Source organism: Oribacterium sp. oral taxon 078 str. F0263 (assembly GCF_000469565.1).
GTDB lineage: Bacteria > Bacillota > Clostridia > Lachnospirales > Lachnospiraceae > Oribacterium.
In genome coordinates this window covers 1-19,242 of sequence record NZ_KI273121.1, presented here as the reverse complement: position 1 = coordinate 19,242, position 19,242 = coordinate 1, and the positions used below count along the sequence as shown (strand labels likewise).

General features: G+C 57.5%; 18 protein-coding genes. 2 read left to right on the top strand and 16 right to left on the bottom strand.

The genetic code is table 11. The annotated features are described in order from the left end of the window. Positions 1-266 precede the first annotated feature (266 nt). From HMPREF1986_RS07200 to mtaB, 16 genes are all read right to left on the bottom strand, one after another. Complete coding sequence (locus tag HMPREF1986_RS07200; RefSeq protein ID WP_021774162.1) at positions 267-1,028, bottom strand: class I SAM-dependent methyltransferase; 762 nt, start codon at positions 1,026-1,028, stop codon at positions 267-269. Continuing rightward, positions 1,006-1,860 (bottom strand): ABC transporter ATP-binding protein, encoded by an 855-nt coding sequence (locus HMPREF1986_RS07195; RefSeq protein ID WP_021774161.1) that lies wholly within the window; start codon positions 1,858-1,860, stop codon positions 1,006-1,008. The genes HMPREF1986_RS07200 and HMPREF1986_RS07195 overlap by 23 nt, the downstream gene beginning before the upstream one ends. Next, positions 1,857-2,885, bottom strand: coding sequence for a FecCD family ABC transporter permease (locus tag HMPREF1986_RS07190; RefSeq protein ID WP_021774160.1), 1,029 nt, complete (start codon positions 2,883-2,885; stop codon positions 1,857-1,859). Before HMPREF1986_RS07190 ends, HMPREF1986_RS07195 begins: the two co-directional genes overlap by 4 nt. 3 nt (positions 2,886-2,888) lie before the next feature. Further along, positions 2,889-4,091, bottom strand: coding sequence for an ABC transporter substrate-binding protein (locus tag HMPREF1986_RS07185; RefSeq protein WP_021774159.1), 1,203 nt, complete (start codon positions 4,089-4,091; stop codon positions 2,889-2,891). 197 nt (positions 4,092-4,288) lie between these two features. Continuing rightward, the gene (gene recO, locus HMPREF1986_RS07180; protein WP_009214197.1) at positions 4,289-4,942 is read right to left on the bottom strand and encodes a DNA repair protein RecO; all 654 of its coding nucleotides are present in this window, start codon (positions 4,940-4,942) and stop codon (positions 4,289-4,291) included. Between the two features lie 3 nt (positions 4,943-4,945). Beyond that, positions 4,946-5,848, bottom strand: coding sequence for a GTPase Era (gene era / locus HMPREF1986_RS07175; protein ID WP_036599782.1), 903 nt, complete (start codon positions 5,846-5,848; stop codon positions 4,946-4,948). 22 nt (positions 5,849-5,870) lie between these two features. Then, positions 5,871-8,825, bottom strand: coding sequence for an insulinase family protein (locus tag HMPREF1986_RS07170; protein WP_036599779.1), 2,955 nt, complete (start codon positions 8,823-8,825; stop codon positions 5,871-5,873). A gap of 121 nt (positions 8,826-8,946) precedes the next feature. Beyond that, positions 8,947-10,050, bottom strand: a complete 1,104-nt coding sequence (locus tag HMPREF1986_RS07165; RefSeq protein ID WP_021774155.1) for a YdcF family protein — start codon at positions 10,048-10,050, stop codon at positions 8,947-8,949. A gap of 6 nt (positions 10,051-10,056) precedes the next feature. Beyond that, on the bottom strand, positions 10,057-11,280 hold the full coding sequence (locus HMPREF1986_RS07160) for a peptidase U32 family protein (protein WP_021774154.1): 1,224 nt from the start codon (positions 11,278-11,280) through the stop codon (positions 10,057-10,059). Beyond that, complete coding sequence (locus HMPREF1986_RS07155; protein WP_021774153.1) at positions 11,277-12,059, bottom strand: O-methyltransferase; 783 nt, start codon at positions 12,057-12,059, stop codon at positions 11,277-11,279. The genes HMPREF1986_RS07160 and HMPREF1986_RS07155 overlap by 4 nt, the downstream gene beginning before the upstream one ends. 239 nt (positions 12,060-12,298) lie before the next feature. Next, positions 12,299-12,832, bottom strand: a complete 534-nt coding sequence (locus HMPREF1986_RS07150) for an endolytic transglycosylase MltG (protein ID WP_021774152.1) — start codon at positions 12,830-12,832, stop codon at positions 12,299-12,301. A gap of 9 nt (positions 12,833-12,841) precedes the next feature. Continuing rightward, on the bottom strand, positions 12,842-14,689 hold the full coding sequence (locus HMPREF1986_RS07145; RefSeq protein ID WP_021774151.1) for a ribonuclease J: 1,848 nt from the start codon (positions 14,687-14,689) through the stop codon (positions 12,842-12,844). 217 nt (positions 14,690-14,906) lie between these two features. After that, positions 14,907-15,182: a DUF1292 domain-containing protein gene (locus HMPREF1986_RS07140; protein WP_021774149.1), complete on the bottom strand. Its 276-nt coding sequence runs from the start codon at positions 15,180-15,182 to the stop codon at positions 14,907-14,909. Then, the gene (gene ruvX / locus HMPREF1986_RS07135; RefSeq protein ID WP_330365134.1) at positions 15,151-15,663 is read right to left on the bottom strand and encodes a Holliday junction resolvase RuvX; all 513 of its coding nucleotides are present in this window, start codon (positions 15,661-15,663) and stop codon (positions 15,151-15,153) included. Before ruvX ends, HMPREF1986_RS07140 begins: the two co-directional genes overlap by 32 nt. Before the next feature lie 183 nt (positions 15,664-15,846). Continuing rightward, entirely contained in the window at positions 15,847-16,110 is a 264-nt protein-coding gene (locus HMPREF1986_RS07130) for an IreB family regulatory phosphoprotein (protein WP_009214186.1), read from the bottom strand. Positions 16,111-16,142: 32 nt separating this feature from the next. Beyond that, positions 16,143-17,525 carry a tRNA (N(6)-L-threonylcarbamoyladenosine(37)-C(2))-methylthiotransferase MtaB gene (mtaB, locus tag HMPREF1986_RS07125; RefSeq protein WP_036599769.1) on the bottom strand — a complete coding sequence of 461 codons (1,383 nt, stop codon included), beginning with the start codon at positions 17,523-17,525 and terminating at the stop codon, positions 16,143-16,145. 177 nt (positions 17,526-17,702) lie between these two features. On the opposite strand from mtaB, the gene HMPREF1986_RS07120 reads away from it, so the two are divergent. Beyond that, positions 17,703-17,945 carry a PTS sugar transporter gene (locus tag HMPREF1986_RS07120; RefSeq protein ID WP_009214184.1) on the top strand — a complete coding sequence of 81 codons (243 nt, stop codon included), beginning with the start codon at positions 17,703-17,705 and terminating at the stop codon, positions 17,943-17,945. A 9-nt stretch (positions 17,946-17,954) separates the two neighbouring features. After that, positions 17,955-19,142 (top strand): tRNA uracil 4-sulfurtransferase ThiI, encoded by a 1,188-nt coding sequence (thiI, locus tag HMPREF1986_RS07115; RefSeq protein WP_021774145.1) that lies wholly within the window; start codon positions 17,955-17,957, stop codon positions 19,140-19,142. Positions 19,143-19,242: the final 100 nt, after the last annotated feature.

Sequence of the window (19,242 nt, the reverse complement as noted above, 5' to 3'; positions counted from 1 at the left end):
GACTTCGAACTATGGAACCGTTATCAGAAGATCCCGGATATACGTCACTGCAAATAGCAGACATTATGACGGTCAGCAGAGTTTTTGTAACAAAATATCTGCAAACTTTAAAAGGAAAGAGATTCATAGCCAAGATTGGCTCAGACCGCAAAGGTTATTGGAAAAGCAATTAAACGAAAGAAAACTGAATATTGAGGATAAAGAAAGCGTCGACATTATAGTCGGCGCCTTCGTTTCTCGTAAGGGCAGGAATTTTGCTTTTGTACTTATCGCTTTTCGCTCACACTTGCGATATAGCCGAGCTCTCTGTCGTGCTCCTTAAAGTAGCGGGACATAGTGTGGAACATCTCCCGCTCCTCTTTCTTCTGTCCCCTCAGGATGATCGCAGCCGCGCGGAGGAGCCCCTCATCCCGGATCATCCCGATCGGGTCCATGAGCGTGATCCTCCCATAGCGCTGCACCGGCCGGAAGGAATGCTTCTCAAGGACCGCCTTCCAGCCCGGGACGCTCAAGGGCTCCACATTCATCCGAATAGCCCGGCTGAGTCCGGCCCGAAGTTCCCGTTGCTTTTCGGGATTCTCTTCATAGAGGCAGACATCATGGGTGAGGAGGAGCCCGCCCGGCTTCAGTACCCTGCAGTACTCCGAAAGTGCCCTGTCCTTTCCGTCCCCTGTCAGCATCGTAAGCATCGCCTCGTTGATGAGGATGTCGAAGCTCTGGTCCGGGAAGGGAAGGCAATAGGCATCCGCCCTCTGCACGGAGAGCCTGTCCTGAAGGCCCGCTCTTCGGATATTCCGCCCTGCCTTCTCCAGCGCCCCCTCATCCAGGTCCACTCCGATCACACGGCAGGGATAATGCCTTCCGATCCGAATCATCGTGGTCCCCATATTGCACGCCACCTCTAAGACTTTCGTATCCTTCCTAAACTCTGCCTTTCCGAGAAGCCAGTTCGTCGCGGCGATCCCTCCCGGCCTCAGCCGGCGCTTCCCAAGTCTTGCCAGAAATTCATGCCCTGCTTCTCTCTTCATGCTTGTCTTCTCCCTCTCTCTCATTCCAAGTTTTCGCTTCTTCGGGGATGAGCTCCACCGGCACGATGCTCTTCAGCGCCTTCCCCTTGTAGTGAATTTCATTGACGACGACCCTCACCCGGAACGCCCTCGCGATGTTTTCCGCGCAGAGGACCTCCCGGACCGCTCCGCTGATATAGCTTCCCTCCCGGTCCATCATGAAGGCCTCATCCGCGATGGCCAGGGCATTGGTCGGATAATGGGTGTTCATAACGGCCGCGATTCCCTCCTCGTGAACCAGTCGGTCAATCATGTCCAGCACGAGGAGCTGATTGTGAAAGTCCAGACCGGTCTCCGGCTCATCCAGGATGATAAGCTTCGGATGATTGATCAAAGCCTTCGCGATGAGCACCATTTGCAGCTCTCCGCCGCTCATCTGATTGCAGTCCTTTCCGGAGAGCGATGTAATGTGCAGCTTCTCCATAAGCTCCAAAGCCTGCTCCCGCTCCTTCTTCCCCGGCTGGGCGAAGGGCCCGAGATGGGCGCTCCTCCCCATAATGACCATCTCAAGCCCGGAAAAGGAGAAGGCAAAGGAATGGGACTGCGGAATATAGGAGATATCGGACCAGATCTCCCGGGGCTTAAGCCTCCGGATATCCCTCCCAAGGAGTAAAGACCTCCCGGATTTCCAGGGCAGTATCCCCGTCATGCACTTTAAGAGTGTCGTCTTCCCGACGCCGTTCGGACCGAGTACGGAGAGCATCCTCCCCTCTTTCACTGCAAGAGAAATCCCATTCAGGATCTGCCCTCCTTCCGGATAGGAGTAGCAGCCCCCCTCCACCTTCAGAATCATCGAAAGCTCCTCTCCGAGCGCTTCAAAAGCAGGATGAAAAAGGGTGCTCCCAGGATCGCCGTCAGCACGGAGAGCGGGAGCTCAATCACGGTCAGAGTCCGGGACAGGGTGTCGATGAGGATCAGAAAGGAGGCCCCGAGGCTGATGCTCATCGGGATCACCAGTCGATTATTGCTCCCCGTCATCATCCTCGCGCAGTGCGGGATCAAAAGCCCGACCCAGCCCACCTGCCCGCACATGGAGACCGAGGAAGCGGTGATCATGGTGATCGCAAGCACCAGGAGAATCCGCATCCTCTTCAAATGGATGCCGCTCGCCCTCGCTTCATCCTCGCTGAGGGAGAGGATGTTGAACTGCCAGCGGAGCAGGTAGATGAGCGCTGTCCCGATCAGAATCATGGGGCTTCCGATCAGCAGTTTCCGATAGGATGCCCCGGTGAAGCTCCCCATCAGCCAATAGGTGATCTGCGGGAGCTTATCCATCGGGTCTGCCGTATATTTCAGGAGGGAGGAGAGCGCATTGAAGAGGGAGGAAATCATCACACCGGAGAGAACCAGAAAGAGGATCGAGATCCCCCGCTTTCCCGAGGAGAGCCGCAGTGTCACAAAGACGGAGAAGAGGCCAAAGAGCAGCGCCGTCGCCTGAATCCCCGCCATATTAAAGGACAGAAGAATCGCAAGGATCGCCCCGACGCAGGTCCCGCTCGTCACACCCAGGATATCCGGTGTGGCAAGCGGATTGGAAAAGAGCGCCTGGCAGGCCGCCCCTGCGCAGCCAAGCCCTCCTCCCACCGCAATCGCCATCAATATCCTCGGGATGCGGAGCTCGAAGATCACGGCGCGCGCCTGCGGATCCGCATCCCTCCCCGTAAGTGTCAGAAAAGCCGTCTCTATGAGCTTCGCCGGGGGCAGGCTCATGCGCCCGAACCCGCAGCAAAATACGGCGATGAGCGGCGGGAGCAGGAGCATGGCGGCGATTGCCCAGGGGCGGAAGGCCCCGTTTCGAAGCAGCAGCTTTCTTTCCATCGCTCAATACTCCAGCATTTCCTCTATCTCCGCCTCATTCAGCTCATAGCCGTAAAAGCGGGAATAGTAATCGCGGATCTTCTCCTTTAAGGGATAGTCCCGGAAGGCCTCCGGATAGGCACAGCAGGCGAGCCAGGCATAGACTAAGGGCGCATCGGGATTTGGAGTAAACCAGCTCCACATTCCGAGTGTCGTATTATAGACTCTTTTGTTCTTCACCGCATCCAGGGAGGAGAAATCCGCACCTTCCACCGTATTGTTCAGGACCTCTTCGCTCCGGATCGGGGAAATCCCCGGCCCGTTCAGGAAGAGAAGCTCCGGATTCCAGCCGTAAATCTGCTCAAAGCTCGTCTGCGCAAAGCCCTGCGTCTCCTCCGCGACATTCCTAAGCCCTAGGTTCTGGAGCCAGAAATCCCCGAACACGCCCTTTCCCGCAACCTGCGGGGAGCCGTTGTTCAGGCGGAAGAGAATCATGGCGCTCGGCCTCTCCCCCTCCGGTATCGTCGCGATCCTATCTCTCACATCCTTGACGATCTCATCCCCGTATGAGAGGAAGTCGTCCATCTTCCCCTTCTCGCCGAAGACCTCCTCCAAAAGCCGGAGCCAGTCCCGATAGCGGGTCAGAGGGTCGGGAGGGCCCTCCCCGCCCTTCACCGTCGCAAAGCCGACGCAGGGGATCCCCGTCTTGCTGAGAGCCTCGTAATGCTCCTTGTTCCCGGCATTATAGAGGATGATATCCGGCTTAAGCTCCATGATCGCCTCTACATTGAGGTCTCCCTGCGCGTAGACGGTATTCGAGACATCCATGAGCTCCGGCGCGATATCCTTCAGTACGGTCTTTGCAATGGAGTCCTTGAAGCTCCCGGCAAAGCCCACAAGATAAGGGGTCTTCCCCTTAAAATATGCCATATAGGTGGAGAGGATCGGAACCTGATCCACGACGACCCTCCGGATCTCGTTCGGGACCATCACGCGATTTCCCGCGTGATCCAGTATCTCATGGCTTTTGCTGTCGTTTTTCCCCTCCGCCTCGCTCTCTTCCTTTTTTCCTTCTCCCGTCTCTTCCCTCTTCTCTGTCTTCGTCTCCCCGACGGCGGAAGACGATCCCTCTCCGGCCCGGGAAGCACCCCCTCCCGGAGTTGCACAGGCGCAGAGAAGCAGAGCGGAAAGAAGCAGGGACAGCCCTTTCAGAAAAATCCTTTTCATATACCCTCCAGCTGTACTGTGACGCTATCAGTTAATCACAACTAACTCATGGGCTCAGTTTATCTCATTCAAAGGGATAATTGTGTTGCATTGGCAACACAAAAAACCTTCGGACGGCGCCAGACCTGCTGCGCCGCCCGAAGGCTTTCCTTTTTCCTTATCTCTTATCTATTTTCCTGATCTCTTATCTGTTCTCCTCAGCGGATCGTCTCCAGCACCGCGAGGCTTTTGAAATGCTTTGGGATCGTCTCCAGAAGGAGAGCATCGACGTTTTCCGAAAATTCCCGAAACTGCTCCGGGCTCAGAAGAAAGGTATAGAGCTTTTGCAGCGGGCTGTCCAGGACATGGCGCCAGGCCATTTCGCAGCCCTTTCCCGCATGTCCCGGCGGGAGCTCGGTATACTCCCCGTTCAGAAAGAGCATGCGGAGCTCGAAAATCCTCCGGACCAGCTCATTTGGGATATTTTCCTTCAAAAGGGCACAGAGGGAGAGGTAGAGAAGCGAGACCATCTCCTCCGAAGGGAGGCCCTCCTGCGCACAGTAGTCCGAAAATTCCAGGAAATAGGAGCCGTAGCAGGCATTCGTAAGGTCCAGGGCGATCTCCGTGAAATAGCGGGCGATCGAAGCGGAGCGGAGATTATAGCCGCTTCGTCCCTTGGCAAGCTGAAAGCTTCCGAAGACGAAGGGCCGGCAGGCCGCCATAAGGGGGCTCCCCGGCTTCTTCGCGCCGGAGGCCCAGACTGTGATCTTCCCAAGCTCCTTTGTGAGGAGCGTGAGACATTTGTCATAGTCCCTGGAGGGGCGGGAGGAGAGGACAACCCCGCAAAGCTCCAGAATTTCTCCCTTCGGCAAGGCCTAGAGCGGCTCCTCCCGGTAGCCGTACTCCCGAAGATAAAGGGGATTTTCCCGCCAGTCCTTCCTCACCTTCACAAAAAGCTGAAGGTTCACCCTGCCCTCCAGAAGCTTCTCCATCTGGATGCGGGCTCCGCTGCCGATCCGCTTCAGCATGCTCCCTCCCCTTCCGATGATGATGCCCTTGTGCGCTTCCCTTTCGCATATAATGCTCGCCTTTACGTCCCAAAGGCCGTTCTTCCTCTGCCGCATCTCCTCGATCAAAACCGCGATGCCGTGCGGAACCTCCTGGTCCAGCTTATAGAGCGTCTGCTCCCGGATCAGCTCCGCCGCGATATCCCTAAGAGGCATATCCGTGACCGTATCCTCATCGTAGTAGCGGGGCCCCGGCGGAAGATTGCGAAAGATCGCGCTCTTCAGCTCCTCGATGTTCTTATGCTTATAGGCGGAGATCGGGATCAGCTCCGTCAGCTCCAAAAGATTCCGGTAAGCCTCTGTCAGTTGCGTCAGCTCCTCCTCATTCTTCAGGATATCGATCTTATTCACGACGAGGATTGTCTTCTTTTTACACTCCCGGAGAAGCCCGGCGATATACTCCTCCGCCTCTCCCGGAAGCTCTCCCGGCTCCACGAGCCAGAGGACGAGGTCCACGTCGCCGAGCGCCTTCTCCGCGACATGCTCCATGAACTCGGAGAGGCGGTTCCTCGCCTTATGGATGCCCGGTGTATCGTGAAAGATGATCTGTCCCCTCTCATCATCATAGACCCCCATGATGCGCTTTCTCGTGGTCTGCGGCCGCTTCGAGGTGATCGCGATCTTCTGCCCTATGACGGCATTCATAAGGGTGGACTTTCCGACATTCGGGCGGCCCGCCAGGCCTACAAAGCCCGATCTGATTCCTTCCATCCCGCTCTCCTTTCCTCCTTCCTCAAAGCTTCTCCACACTCTCAAAAAGCTCCCCTGCTCCGGAGACCTTCGCCGCAGACCCGATCGTACAGGCCGCGCCGGTCGAGAGAATCTCCTCGATATAGGGGGCAAAGCTGCGGATTCTCTCTTCCGTAGTGTCCAGAAGCTCCTCCCTCTCCCTTTGCAGCATCTCGTCTGTGATATGACTCAAAAAGCAGCTGAGATTCCACATCGCTCTCGCATAATTTGTCTTTGGCGCATCCAGCTCCGAGACCGCACCGATGATATATTTCATCATCCCCCTCTCATCGCTTCGGAAGGAGCGGAGATAATCCGGGAGCTCCGCGTAGACCTGCATCGTACTTCTGATATGCGGATCCCGATAGGAGACAAGATAGCCCTCCCCGGAGAGGGAGAAGCCAGACATGCAGCCATAGGCGTTTCCTCTCTCCCGCAGTCTCTTCCAAAGATACTCAAAGTTAAGGATATTCTTTAAGACGCGGAGCGCACCGGAATAGGGATGCCGTTTCCGATCGAATCTCCCGCACTGCGAGACGAAGTTCACCTGTGCCGTATCGCAGAAGCCCTCCCTCTTTGCTCCCCGAAGGGAAAGCTGGGCGCTCTCCCCGCTCTTCTCCTCCCTCTCTATCCCGGGGCTCAGAATCTTTTCGAGTAAGCTCTGCTCCCTCTCTCTCCTCTCATACTCCGAGAGCCAGTCCGGGAGGAGGCCGAGGAGCTTCTCCAGCTCTCCCTTCTCCGATGCAGCGGAGAGGAAGAGATTCTTCGTCTCAAAGAGCTTCTCTGCGACGAGGGAGAGCTTCCGCATAAAGTCCCCTCCCTTCTCTTCGAAATCCGCGAGACTTCTCTCCAGGAAGCGGTAATATTCGATCCCCGCGCTAAGCTCACGGTAGCGTCCCGCGGCGGAAAAGCCGGAGGAGGCGCGGCGAACCGCATAGCTGTGGCTCGCATTCTCAAGGCTTATCCTCTCCCTGGAGCGGCACTCATTTAAGATCTCCAGCATACGCTTCGGGTCCTCCAGCTTCGTCGTGTGCAGGATCTCCTCGAGGAGGGAGAGCGCCTTTTCGATCTGATTGGGCAGTATCCTGCACTCCGCGGCGAAGAAGCCCCGATAGCGGAGGGGATCCTCAAGATCCGGATAGACCTCCATGTCGAAGCCGTAGTCCCCGGTATTCAAATAGAGCTCTGAAGCGAGGTCCCGGAAGTTATGCTTTTCCGTGTCCATATAGGCGAGGGCGCTCTTCAAAAATCCCGCATAGGGAAGCTCCTCCTCCGTGAGACAGGCGGTATTGAAGTTCAGCCTGAGATAGAGGATGCCGCGGCTCGGAAGCTCCGTCAGCAGGATGCTCCTCCCGGAAATTTCCTCCCGCCGAAACGAGCTTCGCTCCGCCTCTCTCCCGATGTCCTCCCTCGAGAGAAGCGGCAGGCTTCGAAGCGCCTCCTCCGTATTTTTCTCCTCCTGATAGCGAAGGAGAGCTTCCTCATCCGATCGGATCTTCCTAAGCTCCGCCTCGGAGAGCCCCTCCCGGAAGGCGCGGAGCTTCGCGGAGAGCTCCGCCTCCCTCTTCTCAGAAAGCCCCGCCTCCGGGCGGAGCAGAACGAGACTTGCGTGCTTTTGATCGAGAAAGCTCTCCCGAAGCAGCGACTCAAAATAGCCCTTCTCCACCAGGGAGCGAAGCTCCCCGTAGAGCTTTCCGCAGTCCAGGAAGCGCCAGGGCTCTCCCCCGTAGAGCCAGCTGTCCAGTGCGCTCAGGCTGTAGACCAGCCCCTTCGGCGTACGCCCGTAGTCCGCCTCCCGGTAGAGGAACTCATCGTGATTGATCGCGGAGAGCAGCGTCTTTTTGTCGATGCCCTCCTCCGCGAGCTTTCTGAGCGTCCCCCGGATAATCTCCTGAAATCTCCGCTCCTTTTTGGGATCCGTATTCTTTGCGATGACGGAGAAGTAGGGCTGCAGAATCCCGCCGGCGTAGCCCCCGAGGATATCCTCTCCGATTCCGGCGTCCAGGAGTGCCTGCTTGAGCGCTGCGCCCGGCGCGGAGAGAAGCGCATAGTCCAGGATCGAATAGGCCATGGAGCGCTTCGGGTCCAGTGCATCCTTAAGGACCATGCTGTAGGCGAGATAGCTTCTCCCTTCCGTCTTCTCCTCTTTTCCGATCGGATAGCAGTCCTCCTCCCTCCTCTTCCTCGGGAAGGCCTCCTGCATCCGGACCTCCGAGAGGGGATCGATGGCGTCAAAGCCGGAGAGATACTCCCGATCCAAAAAGCGAAGCTTCGCCTCCATGTCGAGAGCTCCGTAGAGAATGATGTAGGAATTCGAGGGATGATAGAAGCGCTCGTGGAAGGCGCAGAAATTCTCATAGCTTAAATCCGGAATCGCCTCCGGATCCCCGCCGCTCTCATTTCCGTAGCAGCTCTTCGGAAAGAGAGAGTGCATGATGCGCCGCTCCAGCACAGACTCCGGATTGGAGAAGGCGCCCCGCATCTCATTGTAGACGACGCCGCTGTATCGAAGCTCCGCACCCTCATTTACAGTCTCATAATGCCAGCCCTCCTGCAGGAAGGTAAAGCGGTTCTTCAGGCAGTTCGGGTGAAAGACCGCATCCAGGTAGACGTCCATGAGATTGTCGAAATCCTTGTCGTTTGTGGAGGCGACCGGGTAGACCGTCTTGTCCGGATAGGTCATCGCGTTCAGATAGGTATTCAGAGAGCCCTTCACGAGCTCGATAAAGGGATCCTTCAGCGGGAATTTCTCCGAGCCGCAGAGCACGGAATGCTCCGTAATATGCGAAACCCCGGTCGAATCCTCCGCCGGAGTCCGGAAGCTGATGGAAAAAACCTTGTTTTTGTCCTGATTTTGAAGTGTCAGCACCCTCGCGCCGGACTTCTTATGGCGATATACGACCGCCTCCGTGTCCAGCTCCGAAATCCTCTTTCTCTCAAGCCTCTGATATTCTTTCACTCTTCTGTATTCCTTTCTGTCTTCGGCATAGAGCGCCCGTTTATGATCCCGGCCCGCATATTTCCGTCCGGATATTTCAGATCCGGTATTTGATCCGGTATATTGGATCAATTGCTCCGGATCAGATATTCCCGATCAGACGGTCCTTGAAGAACTCCGCAGCCTCCCTCACGAGAGTGTGCGGAATCAGGAGCTCCTCGGTCTGTGCGGGTATGAGCTCAAGACTGCTGAGCCCGTAGCGCTTCGCAAAGCTTTCCGCCCGCAGAAACTGGCTCCTTGAGCATATGATCCCGACGCGAAGCGCTGACTGCGCTCTCGAAGGCGCTTCCTCCCTGCCCTCACTCTGCGCGGGGGAGAGCTCCGCCGCTTCTTCACTCTCCTTTTTCCTCTCCCTGTCCTCCTGTTCCGCGAGGATGCTCTCCGCCTGCTCCGAGGGAGAGACCGTTTCTTCCCCGCTCTCCCCCTTTTCGTCTCCGCTCTCCGACTCCCTTCCCTCCGGATTCACCTCGATCAGCTCCTCCGTATCGCCGCCCGCGTCCGGGGAAAAATAGAGCCCGCCGTCCGGCTGCGTCTCCACGGAGTTCGGTTTCGAGAGATCCATCCGGCTCCCATCCTCAAAGAGAATGTATTGCTGCTTTTGCTCCGCGCGCTCCGACTCGTTGGACAGAATGGTCTGCACAGAGTAGCCGATCTTCTCCTGGAGGGAGGAGGAGTAGAACTCCATCAAAAGCTTCGAGGCCGGAACCCCGCGCTTTATCATATAATAATACATCACGCTCGCCTGCGTGCTCGTCCCGAACTTTCCCCGCCCTCCGGAGAGGATGAAGACCGTCCCGGGTGAGCTCCCCGCATAGTCTGCCGCCTTCTCCAGGCGGTCCTTCAGCGTGTCCGAGGCCTTATTGTGGCTAAGGTAGGTCCCCATGACGATCACATAGTCCAGTCCCGCCTCCGGCTTCTTCCTGGGCAGAAGGAGCAAAAGGGAAAGAAGGAGAAAGGAGACGAAGGAAAGCGCGTAGCTCGTCATGAAAAAGACGAAAACTCTCTTTCCCCTCTCCCTGTTCTTCTCCCTCTGCCGCTTTTCCCAGCGCCAGAAAAGCGCTGTCAGAAGATTGAGAAGCGAGAAGAAGGGCCAAAACCAGAGAAAGCCGATCATCCCGCAATGAAGCAGCAAAATGACAAAGTAGGAAAAAGAGGATATGGCAAGCATAAAAAACAGTAATTCCATAGTCTCCTATCCATCCCTTCGGAGGATGTCCCCCTCCTCCGGACAAGCTGTGAGTCGGAGCATGAGCTCCTGCCCCGCGTGCGGGCAGGAGTCCTGCGCGATCCCGCTCTCCTTGTCCCGGATCTCGAGTACGACTGCCGGGATATCCCTCCCGTCCGGTTTCATGATCCGAATCTCCTCTCCCACGGAAAATTTATTTTTCTGTCGGAGGGCGAAAAAACCTCCCGTCCCCGGCTCCCGCGCTCTTCCGAGATAGACGGAGGGCCTCTCATAGCTCTCCCTTTGGCCCTTGGCCCCGGGCTTCGGGGGGCCGAAGTAGAAGCCCGTCGAATATTCCCGGTGCGTGCATCTCTCCAGCTCGTCCCGGTAGCCGGGCAGCTTCCTCCGGTATTTCTCCGGGTCCTCGTAAAAGTCGTCGATCGCCCTCCGGTAAGCCCTCCCGACGGTTGCGGTATAGAGCTCTGTCTTCATCCGCCCCTCGACCTTCAGAGAGTCGATGCCGGCTGAGAGGAGCTCCGGGATATGCCCGATCATGGAAAGGTCCTGAGAGCTTAGGATATAAGTCCCCCTCTCGTTCTCATAGACCGGAAAATATTCCCCCGGGCGCTTCTCCTCGACGAGACGGTAATTCCAGCGGCAGGGATGCGTGCATTCCCCATGGTTTGCGTCCCTCCCCGTCATGAAATTGGAGAGGAGGCATCTTCCGGAATAGGACATGCACATCGCCCCGTGCACAAAGGCCTCGATCTCAAGCGATGCGGGGATCCTCCTCCGGATCTCCGAGAGCTCCGAAAGAGAAAGCTCTCTTGCGGCCACGACTCTCTTTGCTCCGAGCCTGTGCCAAAAGAGAAAGCTCTCGTAATTGGTGCAGTTCGCCTGGGTCGAGATGTGAAGCTCCATCTCCGGCATCTCCTCCCTTGCGAGAAGGAAGATCCCGGGATCTGCGATCAGCACCGCATCGACTCCGCTCCCCCGAAGCTCCCGGAAATACTCCCTGACACCGGAGAGATCCCCGTTTCTTGCGAGGATGTTCGCTGTCACATAGACTCTCGCCCCCCTCTCATGCGCATAGCGCACGCCGGAGAGGATCTCATCCATGCTGAAATTTCTCGCCTTTGCGCGAAGGCCGTAGGCCTCCCCTCCGAGGTAGACCGCATCCGCCCCGTAGCGAAGCGCTGTCTTCAGCCCCTCCGGCGATCCCGCCGGAAGAAGGAGCTCTGTCCGTCTCACTCTCTTCCCTTCCCTCTTTCTCTGTCTCTTCCCCGCTGCAAATACAGCTGTCCTTCCGCTTCCCGCATCCCTTCTCCGGGAGCTCTCCCTCCTCTGCCCTCTCCTTCCCTTTTCTTCTCCGAAGGGGAAACGCCCGCCCTGATCGGAGGGGAAGCGGGCTCCGCGGCCTCCGGGCAGCTCAGGCTGACCGAAAGTCCGTCTCCGACCGGGAGGACAGCCGTCCGAAGCTGCCTGCTGTGCGTGATCGAGAAAAGATACTCTCTCATGCGCCTGTGTATGGTCCGGTCCCTCCTCGGGATCTCAAAGCGGCTCTTCGCGATCTCCCCGTCCAAAAGGACATTGTCACTTAAGAGGATGCCTCCCTCTGTGAGAAGGCGGAGAAGCATCGGGAGCCAGACCAGGTACTGGGCCTTCGCCGCATCCAGAAAAATAAACGGAAATTTCTCCCCTCTTTCGGAAAGAGAGGAGAGGAGCTCCCCCGCGTCCCCCTCGAAGAGATCGATCCTGTCCGAAAAAGGGCTCCCTGCGATATTGGCCCTCGCCTCCTCCGCCCTCCTCGGGCAGCTCTCCACCGTGAGAATCCGCCCGCCCTCCGGCAGGAAGCCCGCCATGAAAAGAGCGGAGTAGCCCACCGCCGCACCGAGCTCCAGCACCCTCTTCGGCCTTTTCAAAAGCAGAAAAAGCCGAAGAAGCGCCGCCGTCTCATCCCGTATGATCGGGACTGCCCCTGCCAGCGCTTCCCCCCGTATCTTCTCAAGGAAAGGCTCCTCCTCCCCCATCAGAGAACGAATGAAATCGAGAACATGCTCCTCTGTGATAATCCTTTTTGCCTCCTCATTCTTTCCCCGCCGCTTTTTCCGGAAACTGCCGCCGGGATCAAAGCCTTCTCCCTCCGGCTGCCAGATAGATCGCAGAGTCTCCGCTTCATAGAAGCGGGCGGAGGACTTCCTCTTTCCGGAGAGGAAAGCGGGAAGGGAAAATACTGCGCCCTTTCGGATCGATGCGGGAAGTCCGGCCGCTATCCTGCCCCGCGGCTGCTCTCCCCCTCTACCGGGGAGTCCCCGATCGTCACATCGGCCTCGTCTCCGGCAGCTTCCTGCGAGTCCCGGGAGTCCTGCGAAGCTCCCTCGGATTCCGCATCGTTTGTCAGAAGCTTCCGCTCCCGAAGCTCCGTGAGCTTCCGCCCCTCCTCCTTCAGATAATCGATGAGCTCCTTTATGGACATCGAGCGGTTCAGGGTATAGCTCCCCGGCACAAACTCCGCCTTATAGAGCCTCGACTGAAAAAGAAAGGCATCCTGATTATCGATGAGTCCCGCCTTCTCAAGCTTCTCCGCAATCGCTCGGCGGCTCTCCCCCTTCAGGATCTCAATGCTTGCCTCCGTCCCCGGCGGCTCCTCCATGGCGTGCTGATAGAGAAGGCCGTGCCCGTAGCGATAGGCCATGAGCGCGCCGATCTGCAAAAAGTAGATGACGAGCATAAAGAGGATGACCCGCCAGGCTGCTCCGATGATGGCTGAGGATACCGTTCTGACCGCTTTCCGTCTTCCCATCACAAGTCCCTAGACCTCCATAATCACCGGGAGGATGACCGGATTTCTCTTGATTCTCTTCCAGAGGAAATCCGCGAGGCTGTCCTTTATGATATTCTTGATCTTCCCCCAGTCGTTCACGTGTCTCACGAGGCAGTCATCCACGGCATCCTGCACCTGCACTCTGGCCTCCTCCATGAGATCCTCGGACTCCCTCACATAGACAAAGCCGCGGGAAATCAGGTCCGGACCGGCGAGAAGGTGCCCGGAATACTTCTCCAGCGTCAGCACGACGACGATAATCCCGTTCTGCGCGAGGTTCTGGCGGTCCCGGATCACGATGTTTCCCACATCTCCTACGCCCAGGCCGTCGACAAAGATCCCGCCCGCCTGGACATGATCCCTGATCTCTGCCTTCATCTCACCGGACTCGGCGGAAAACTGCAGTACATCGCCGTTCTCCAGGATGAGGCAGTTCTCCCTCTCGACACCGACCGCGGCGGCGAGCTCCGCGGCCGCCCTCCTGTGATGATATTCCCCGTGGACCGGGATCGCATACCTCGGCTTTACCAGGGAGTAGAGGAGCTTCAGATCCTCCGAGCAGGCGTGTCCGGAGACATGCGTGTCCTGCATGATCACCTGCGCATGCTGCTTCGTGAGCTCATTCACGACCTTGTCGACCGCGAGCTCATTCCCGGGGATCGGATGGGAGGACATGACGATCACATCGTTCGGCGTGATATGCACCTTCCTGTGCATCCCGCTCGCCATCCGGGACAGAGCCGCCATGGACTCTCCCTGAGAGCCCGTCGTGATGAGCACCGTCTTCTCATCCGGATAGTCCTTCAGATTCTCGATGTCAATGAGGGTCCCCTCCGGGATATTGATGTAGTGGAGCTCCGAGGCCACACTGATGACATTGACCATGGACCTCCCTTCGACGACGACCTTCCGCCCGTACTTCGCCGCGGTATTGATGATCTGCTGCACCCTGTCCACATTGGAGGCGAAGGTCGCGACCAGGATGCGGTTGTTCTTATGCTCCGCAAAAATCAGATCGAAGGTTCTTCCGACCGTCCTCTCCGACATCGTGGAGCCGGGCTTTTCCGCATTCGTCGAATCCGAAAACATCGCGAGAACACCGTTTTTCCCGAGCTCCGCAAAGCGCTGAAGATCGATCTGATCCCCGAAGACCGGCGTGTAATCGACCTTGAAGTCTCCTGTGTGAACCAAAACTCCGGCGGGCGTATAGATCGCGAGCGCCGCCGCGTCCTGAATGGAATGGTTCGTCTTCACAAACTCCACCTTCAGGTCGCCGAAGTTCACTGTCTGCCCGAACTTCATGGTCTTCGTCTTCACGAGCTGATCCATCCCTCTCTCCACGAGCTTTCTCTCGATCAGAGCGAGGGTCAGCTTCGTCGCATAGACCGGGACATTGATCTGCTGCAGTACATAGGGGAGCGCGCCGATATGATCCTCATGTCCGTGCGTAATGACGAAGCCCTTGATCTTCTCCATCTTGCTCTTAAGATAACTGATATCCGGGATGACCAGGTCGATCCCCAGCATATCGTCGGAGGGAAAGGAGAGACCGCAGTCCACGATGATCAGGCTCTCCTCCGTCTCAATGGCCGTGATATTCATGCCGATCTGGTCCAGGCCCCCGAGGGGAATCACTCTCACAGAGCCTCCTGCCCCTGCCCTTGCCCCCTTCGTCTGCTGCTCCGTCTGCCTTCTGCTGCCGTGCTCTGCCGATCTCGTTCTATCCGCGCGGCCTCCCGTTCTTCCCATACTCTCCGAATGCAGAAGCTGCACTGTTCTTCCTCTTCTTGTCTCCGTCGTCTTTAATTCTTTCGTTTTTTCCGTCACTTCTCTCATTGCCTCTCTTATATATCGTATTATGTATACTTATCCTTTATCATTGTGCCTGTCTTTGGCACGGATCTTAACAGTACATTCTCTGCCGCTTTTCCCGCCCGACAAAGGACGCTCTCGCCCCGACTGCCGCGGCCAAAGCGGCAGAGCAGCACAGCACTTTGGCTGAGCCTCCATCCTGTGAGCGCCCCCTGTCTCTGCGCATGCTCCGCTCGAAGGCTCAGCCTTCCTCCGTCTCAAAGCGGATTCCCTCGTCCTCCAGGAGCTTCGAAAAGAGCTCCATGACGGCTTCCGCCTCCTCATCCTCCGCAAAGACGTAGCTCGCCTCCTCGGCATCCTCCGGAGAGATGTCCTTCATAATGTAGCAGGATCCGTCCTCTTCTCCCTCGGTATCCGCCGCCAAAATATAATGCTGTCCCTGCAGCACCGTCTCCTCCAGAACCTCAAGCTCCAGCTCCCCGTCCTCAGAGCGCAGTCTGATTCTCCCGTTCTCCATCCGTCCTCTCCGTCTCTCCGTAAAATCCGCTTGCTGTCTCCGCCGGAAGGAAGCCCTTCTCATCCCCCCGCCTCTCCTTCCGACTCTTCCATGTCTCCAGAATAAGCTGCGCGGCGACCTGATCGATCATCCGCTTCTGCTCTTCCCTGGGGACCCCGCTCTCATCCAGAATCTCCCGGGCGGCGATCGTCGTCAGGCGTTCATCCACCCACTCAATCGGCACCAAAACCCGCTTCGCCAAAAGCGCGGCAAATTCCCGGGCCTTCTCTGCCCTTTCCCCCTCCGTCTCATCCATATTCAAGGGAAGCCCGATGACGATACGCTCCACGGAGAGCTCCGAAACGAGCGCCGCAATCTCCTGCAGATTCCGGCGGAGCTTTCCCTCCCGCTCCCTGAAAATCGTCCGAAGCGGCTGCGCAATCAGACCGCTCGGGTCTGTGACCGCGACTCCGATCGTTTTCGCCCCATAGTCCAGCCCCATAATCCGCATAAATCACCAAAATTCAAAGCCCGCGGAGACAAAGCCCGCAAGGAAAAGGCGGAAGCTGTCCCCTTCATCTGCAAAGGGAGTCCACCGGCAGGACACCGGACGAACTCCCTCTCTCCCCGGGGACATCCCGCGGCCCCTCATCATCCCCTCGACTGCCGCTTCGATCCGCTTCGATCAGCTGAGCCGCGACTCCACATAGGCGGACATCAGCTCCTCCAGAATCTCATCCCTCTCCACCTTCATAATGAGGCTCCTCGCCCCCTTATGGCTCGTGATATAGGTCGGATCTCCCGACATGATATACCCGACAATCTGATTGATCGGGTTATATCCCTTCTCTGTGAGGGCCTCATAGACTCTCCGGAGAACCTCAGTCACATCCAGACTGTTGTCCTGCATGGGCCTGATAATCTGTGTGCTGCTAAAATCTTTATTCATGCCGTCACGTCCTTTTTACGCCTCTTTTTATTCTATCTCATTTGAACGGCCTTCGCAAGAACATATCTGCCACATAATTTTTCGCCAAGCGCCGAAATTATTTCGCCAACTTTACCCGGCTCCCCCTCTGATTCTCCGCAGGGGATCAGGAACCTGACGTATTCCCTGTTGAAGCCGGCAAGATATCCTCTCCCCTCCCATTCTATCCTCTCCTCAAGGAGGACGCTCTCTTGCCTCCCGAGGAAGCGCCTCCGAAACTCCGCCGAGCGCTCCCGGTCAAGAGCGATAAGACGCGCCGAGCGCTCTGCCTTCAGCTTCTCCGGGACCTGTCCCTTCATCCGCTCTGCTGCGGTTCCCCGTCTCCTCGAATATTTAAAGACGTGAAGCTCATAAAAACCGATCTCTGAAATAAAGCGAAGGCTCTCCGAAAAGTCCTCCTCCGTCTCCCCGGGAAAGCCGACAATCACATCCGTGGTGAGAGCCGCGTCCGGAAAGCTCTCCCGGATGATCTTTGCGCTCTCCCGGAAGGCCGCGCTGTCGTAATGGCGGTTCATCGCCCGGAGCGTCCGGTCCGAGCCGCTCTGCAGGGAGAGGTGAAAATGGGGGCAAAATTCCGGGATTCCGGAGAGAGCGCGCACGAAGTCCCTGCTGATGATCCTGGGCTCCAGACTCCCGAGCCGAACTCTCTCTATCCCGCTCACAGAGGCCACCTCCCGTATGAGAGAAAGAAGGCTCTCCGAGGGAAGGGCGGCGTTAAAGGCCCTCTCCCGCCCCTCTCTGTCCCCGCAGCTCTCCATCCCATAAGAGGAGAGGTGAATCCCCGTCAGAACGATCTCTCGGTAGCCTCCCTCGGAGAGCTCCCGGACCTCCCGCAGGATATCCGGAAGAGCCCTGCTCCGGATCTCTCCCCGGAGATAGGGTATGATGCAATAGCTGCAAAACTGCCCGCAGCCATCCTGAACCTTCAGAAACGCCCTCGCTCTCTCCGTCCTCCCCCCGGCGGAAAACTCCTCATAGCCATGGACAGAGCGAAGATCGAAGCAGGCCGGGGTCCGATCTCCCCGGAGATAGTCCGAAAGGAGCTCCGCGATTCTCCCCTTCCCCGCATTCCCGATGAGAAGGTCTACGCTCCCGTCGGAGAGGAGCTCCTCTCTCCGCGCCTGCACATAGCAGCCGGTCCCCACCACGATCGCATCCGGATTCTTCGCCCGCGCCCTGTGAAGCATCTGCCGGGACTTTTTGTCCGCGATATTGGTGACGGAGCAAGTATTGATGAGATAGATATCCGCCCTCTCCTCCCAGGGGACGATGCGGGCCCCCGCATTCTTAAGTTCCCGGAGCATCGCCTCCGCCTCGTAGGCGTTCACCTTGCATCCCAGATTGTGCACCGCCACAGAAAGTCCCCTGATCTCCATCGTTTTTCCCGCTCTCTCCCCCTGCTCTCTCACGTCACTTTCTCCCCGCCATACGGCAATGCAGTATGGACGTTTCCCTCCGGATATGCTACATTACTTACGAAATATCGTCAATGGGCGGTCAAGCTGCAGCGGGCAAAAGAGTCCTGCCGGGCCGTCCGGACAAAAGGAGGGAACATGAAAACCGTTCGCATCTCATTGAATTCCATCGATAAAGTAAAGTCCTTCGTCAACGATCTCGTCCGCTTCACGGACGTGGACTTCGACCTCGTATCCGGCCGCTATGTCATTGACGCAAAGTCCATCATGGGGATCTTTTCCCTGGACCTCTCAAAGCCGATCGACTTAAACATCCACGCCGACGCAAACCGCATGGACGAGATCCTCTCCGTCTTAAAGCCCTACATCATCGGCGCGTAACGGAGGCCTATGCTTTATCACAGCTTTTTGATCAAATACTCGGAGATCGGAACCAAGGGGAAGAACCGCTATGTCTTTGAGGACGCGCTGGTACACGATATCCGGAGGAAACTGAAGAGGGCGGAGGGCTCCTTCCGCGTCACGAGAGAGCGCGGCAGAATCTATGTGAGCTCAAAATCCGAGGACTATGACCCGGATAGCCTCATCGAAGCGCTCCGCCATGTCTTCGGCATCATCGGCATCTGCCCCATGGTCCAGTTTGAAAACGACGGGAATATCGAGAGCCTGAAGCGGGAGGTCCTCTCCTACTGGGGGGAGCTCTACCGCGGAAAGAAAAAAAGCTTCAAGGTCTATACGAGAAGGGCCGACAAGAGCTTTCCGCTCAGTTCCCCGGAGATCGACGCGGAGCTCGGGCACGAGATCCTCGATGCCTTCCCGGAGAGCTCCGTCGACGTCCATAATCCCGAGGTCCGCCTCCACGTGGAGATCCGCCAGTTCATCAATCTCTACTCCGAGATCATCCCGGGTCCGGGGGGCATGCCCCTTGGCACAAACGGAAAGGCGATGCTGCTCCTCTCCGGGGGAATCGACTCCCCGGCTGCAGGCTATATGATCGCAAAAAGAGGCGCGCTCATCGAGGCCTGCTATTTTCATGCGCCTCCCTATACCTCGGAGCGGGCAAAGCAGAAGGTCACAGACCTCGCGGAAAAGCTCTCCCGCTACGCGGGTCCTGTCGCGCTCCATATCGTGAACTTCACGGAGATCCAGCTTGCGATCTACGAAAAATGTCCCCACGACGAGCTGACCATCCTGATGAGACGCTATATGATGCGGATCGCAGAGAGAATTGCGGAAAAGCGGGACTGCATCGGGCTCATCACGGGCGAATCCATCGGCCAGGTCGCAAGCCAGACCATGCAGAGCCTCGTATGCACCAATGAGGTCTGCCGCCTTCCGGTCTACCGCCCCCTGATCGCCTTCGATAAGCAGGAGATCGTCGATATCGCGGAGAGAATCGGGACCTACGAGACCTCGATCGAGCCCTATGAGGACTGCTGCACCATCTTCGTCGCGCGTCACCCGGTCACAAAGCCCGTTCCGGAAAAGATTCGAAGCTCCGAGGAGAGGCTCCTCCCGGAGATCGAGGCCATGACGGATAAGGCCGTCGAGGAGGCGGAGCTCATACTCTGCCGCTAGAAGCTATGTTGCTTTTTCCGCCCGGTACAGAACGCTCTCGCTCCGGCTGCCGCGACCCGCGGCGGGTAAGCGCAGAAGTCTGCCATCAGGCAGACTCGGA

What these genes read in the sequence shown, in the direction of transcription:
- HMPREF1986_RS07200 (WP_021774162.1), bottom strand. Translation starts at nt 1,028, where the DNA reads ATGAAGAGAGAAGCAGGGCATGAATTTCTGGCAAGACTTGGGAAGCGC.
- HMPREF1986_RS07195 (WP_021774161.1), bottom strand. Translation starts at nt 1,860, where the DNA reads ATGATTCTGAAGGTGGAGGGGGGCTGCTACTCCTATCCGGAAGGAGGG.
- HMPREF1986_RS07190 (WP_021774160.1), bottom strand. Translation starts at nt 2,885, where the DNA reads ATGGAAAGAAAGCTGCTGCTTCGAAACGGGGCCTTCCGCCCCTGGGCA.
- HMPREF1986_RS07185 (WP_021774159.1), bottom strand. Translation starts at nt 4,091, where the DNA reads ATGAAAAGGATTTTTCTGAAAGGGCTGTCCCTGCTTCTTTCCGCTCTG.
- era (WP_036599782.1), bottom strand. Translation starts at nt 5,848, where the DNA reads ATGGAAGGAATCAGATCGGGCTTTGTAGGCCTGGCGGGCCGCCCGAAT.
- HMPREF1986_RS07165 (WP_021774155.1), bottom strand. Translation starts at nt 10,050, where the DNA reads ATGGAATTACTGTTTTTTATGCTTGCCATATCCTCTTTTTCCTACTTT.
- HMPREF1986_RS07155 (WP_021774153.1), bottom strand. Translation starts at nt 12,059, where the DNA reads ATGGGGGAGGAGGAGCCTTTCCTTGAGAAGATACGGGGGGAAGCGCTG.
- HMPREF1986_RS07150 (WP_021774152.1), bottom strand. Translation starts at nt 12,832, where the DNA reads ATGGGAAGACGGAAAGCGGTCAGAACGGTATCCTCAGCCATCATCGGA.
- HMPREF1986_RS07145 (WP_021774151.1), bottom strand. Translation starts at nt 14,689, where the DNA reads ATGAGAGAAGTGACGGAAAAAACGAAAGAATTAAAGACGACGGAGACA.
- HMPREF1986_RS07140 (WP_021774149.1), bottom strand. Translation starts at nt 15,182, where the DNA reads ATGGAGAACGGGAGAATCAGACTGCGCTCTGAGGACGGGGAGCTGGAG.
- ruvX (WP_330365134.1), bottom strand. Translation starts at nt 15,663, where the DNA reads ATGGGGCTGGACTATGGGGCGAAAACGATCGGAGTCGCGGTCACAGAC.
- HMPREF1986_RS07130 (WP_009214186.1), bottom strand. Translation starts at nt 16,110, where the DNA reads ATGAATAAAGATTTTAGCAGCACACAGATTATCAGGCCCATGCAGGAC.
- mtaB (WP_036599769.1), bottom strand. Translation starts at nt 17,525, where the DNA reads ATGGAGATCAGGGGACTTTCTGTGGCGGTGCACAATCTGGGATGCAAG.
- HMPREF1986_RS07120 (WP_009214184.1), top strand. Translation starts at nt 17,703, where the DNA reads ATGAAAACCGTTCGCATCTCATTGAATTCCATCGATAAAGTAAAGTCC.
- thiI (WP_021774145.1), top strand. Translation starts at nt 17,955, where the DNA reads ATGCTTTATCACAGCTTTTTGATCAAATACTCGGAGATCGGAACCAAG.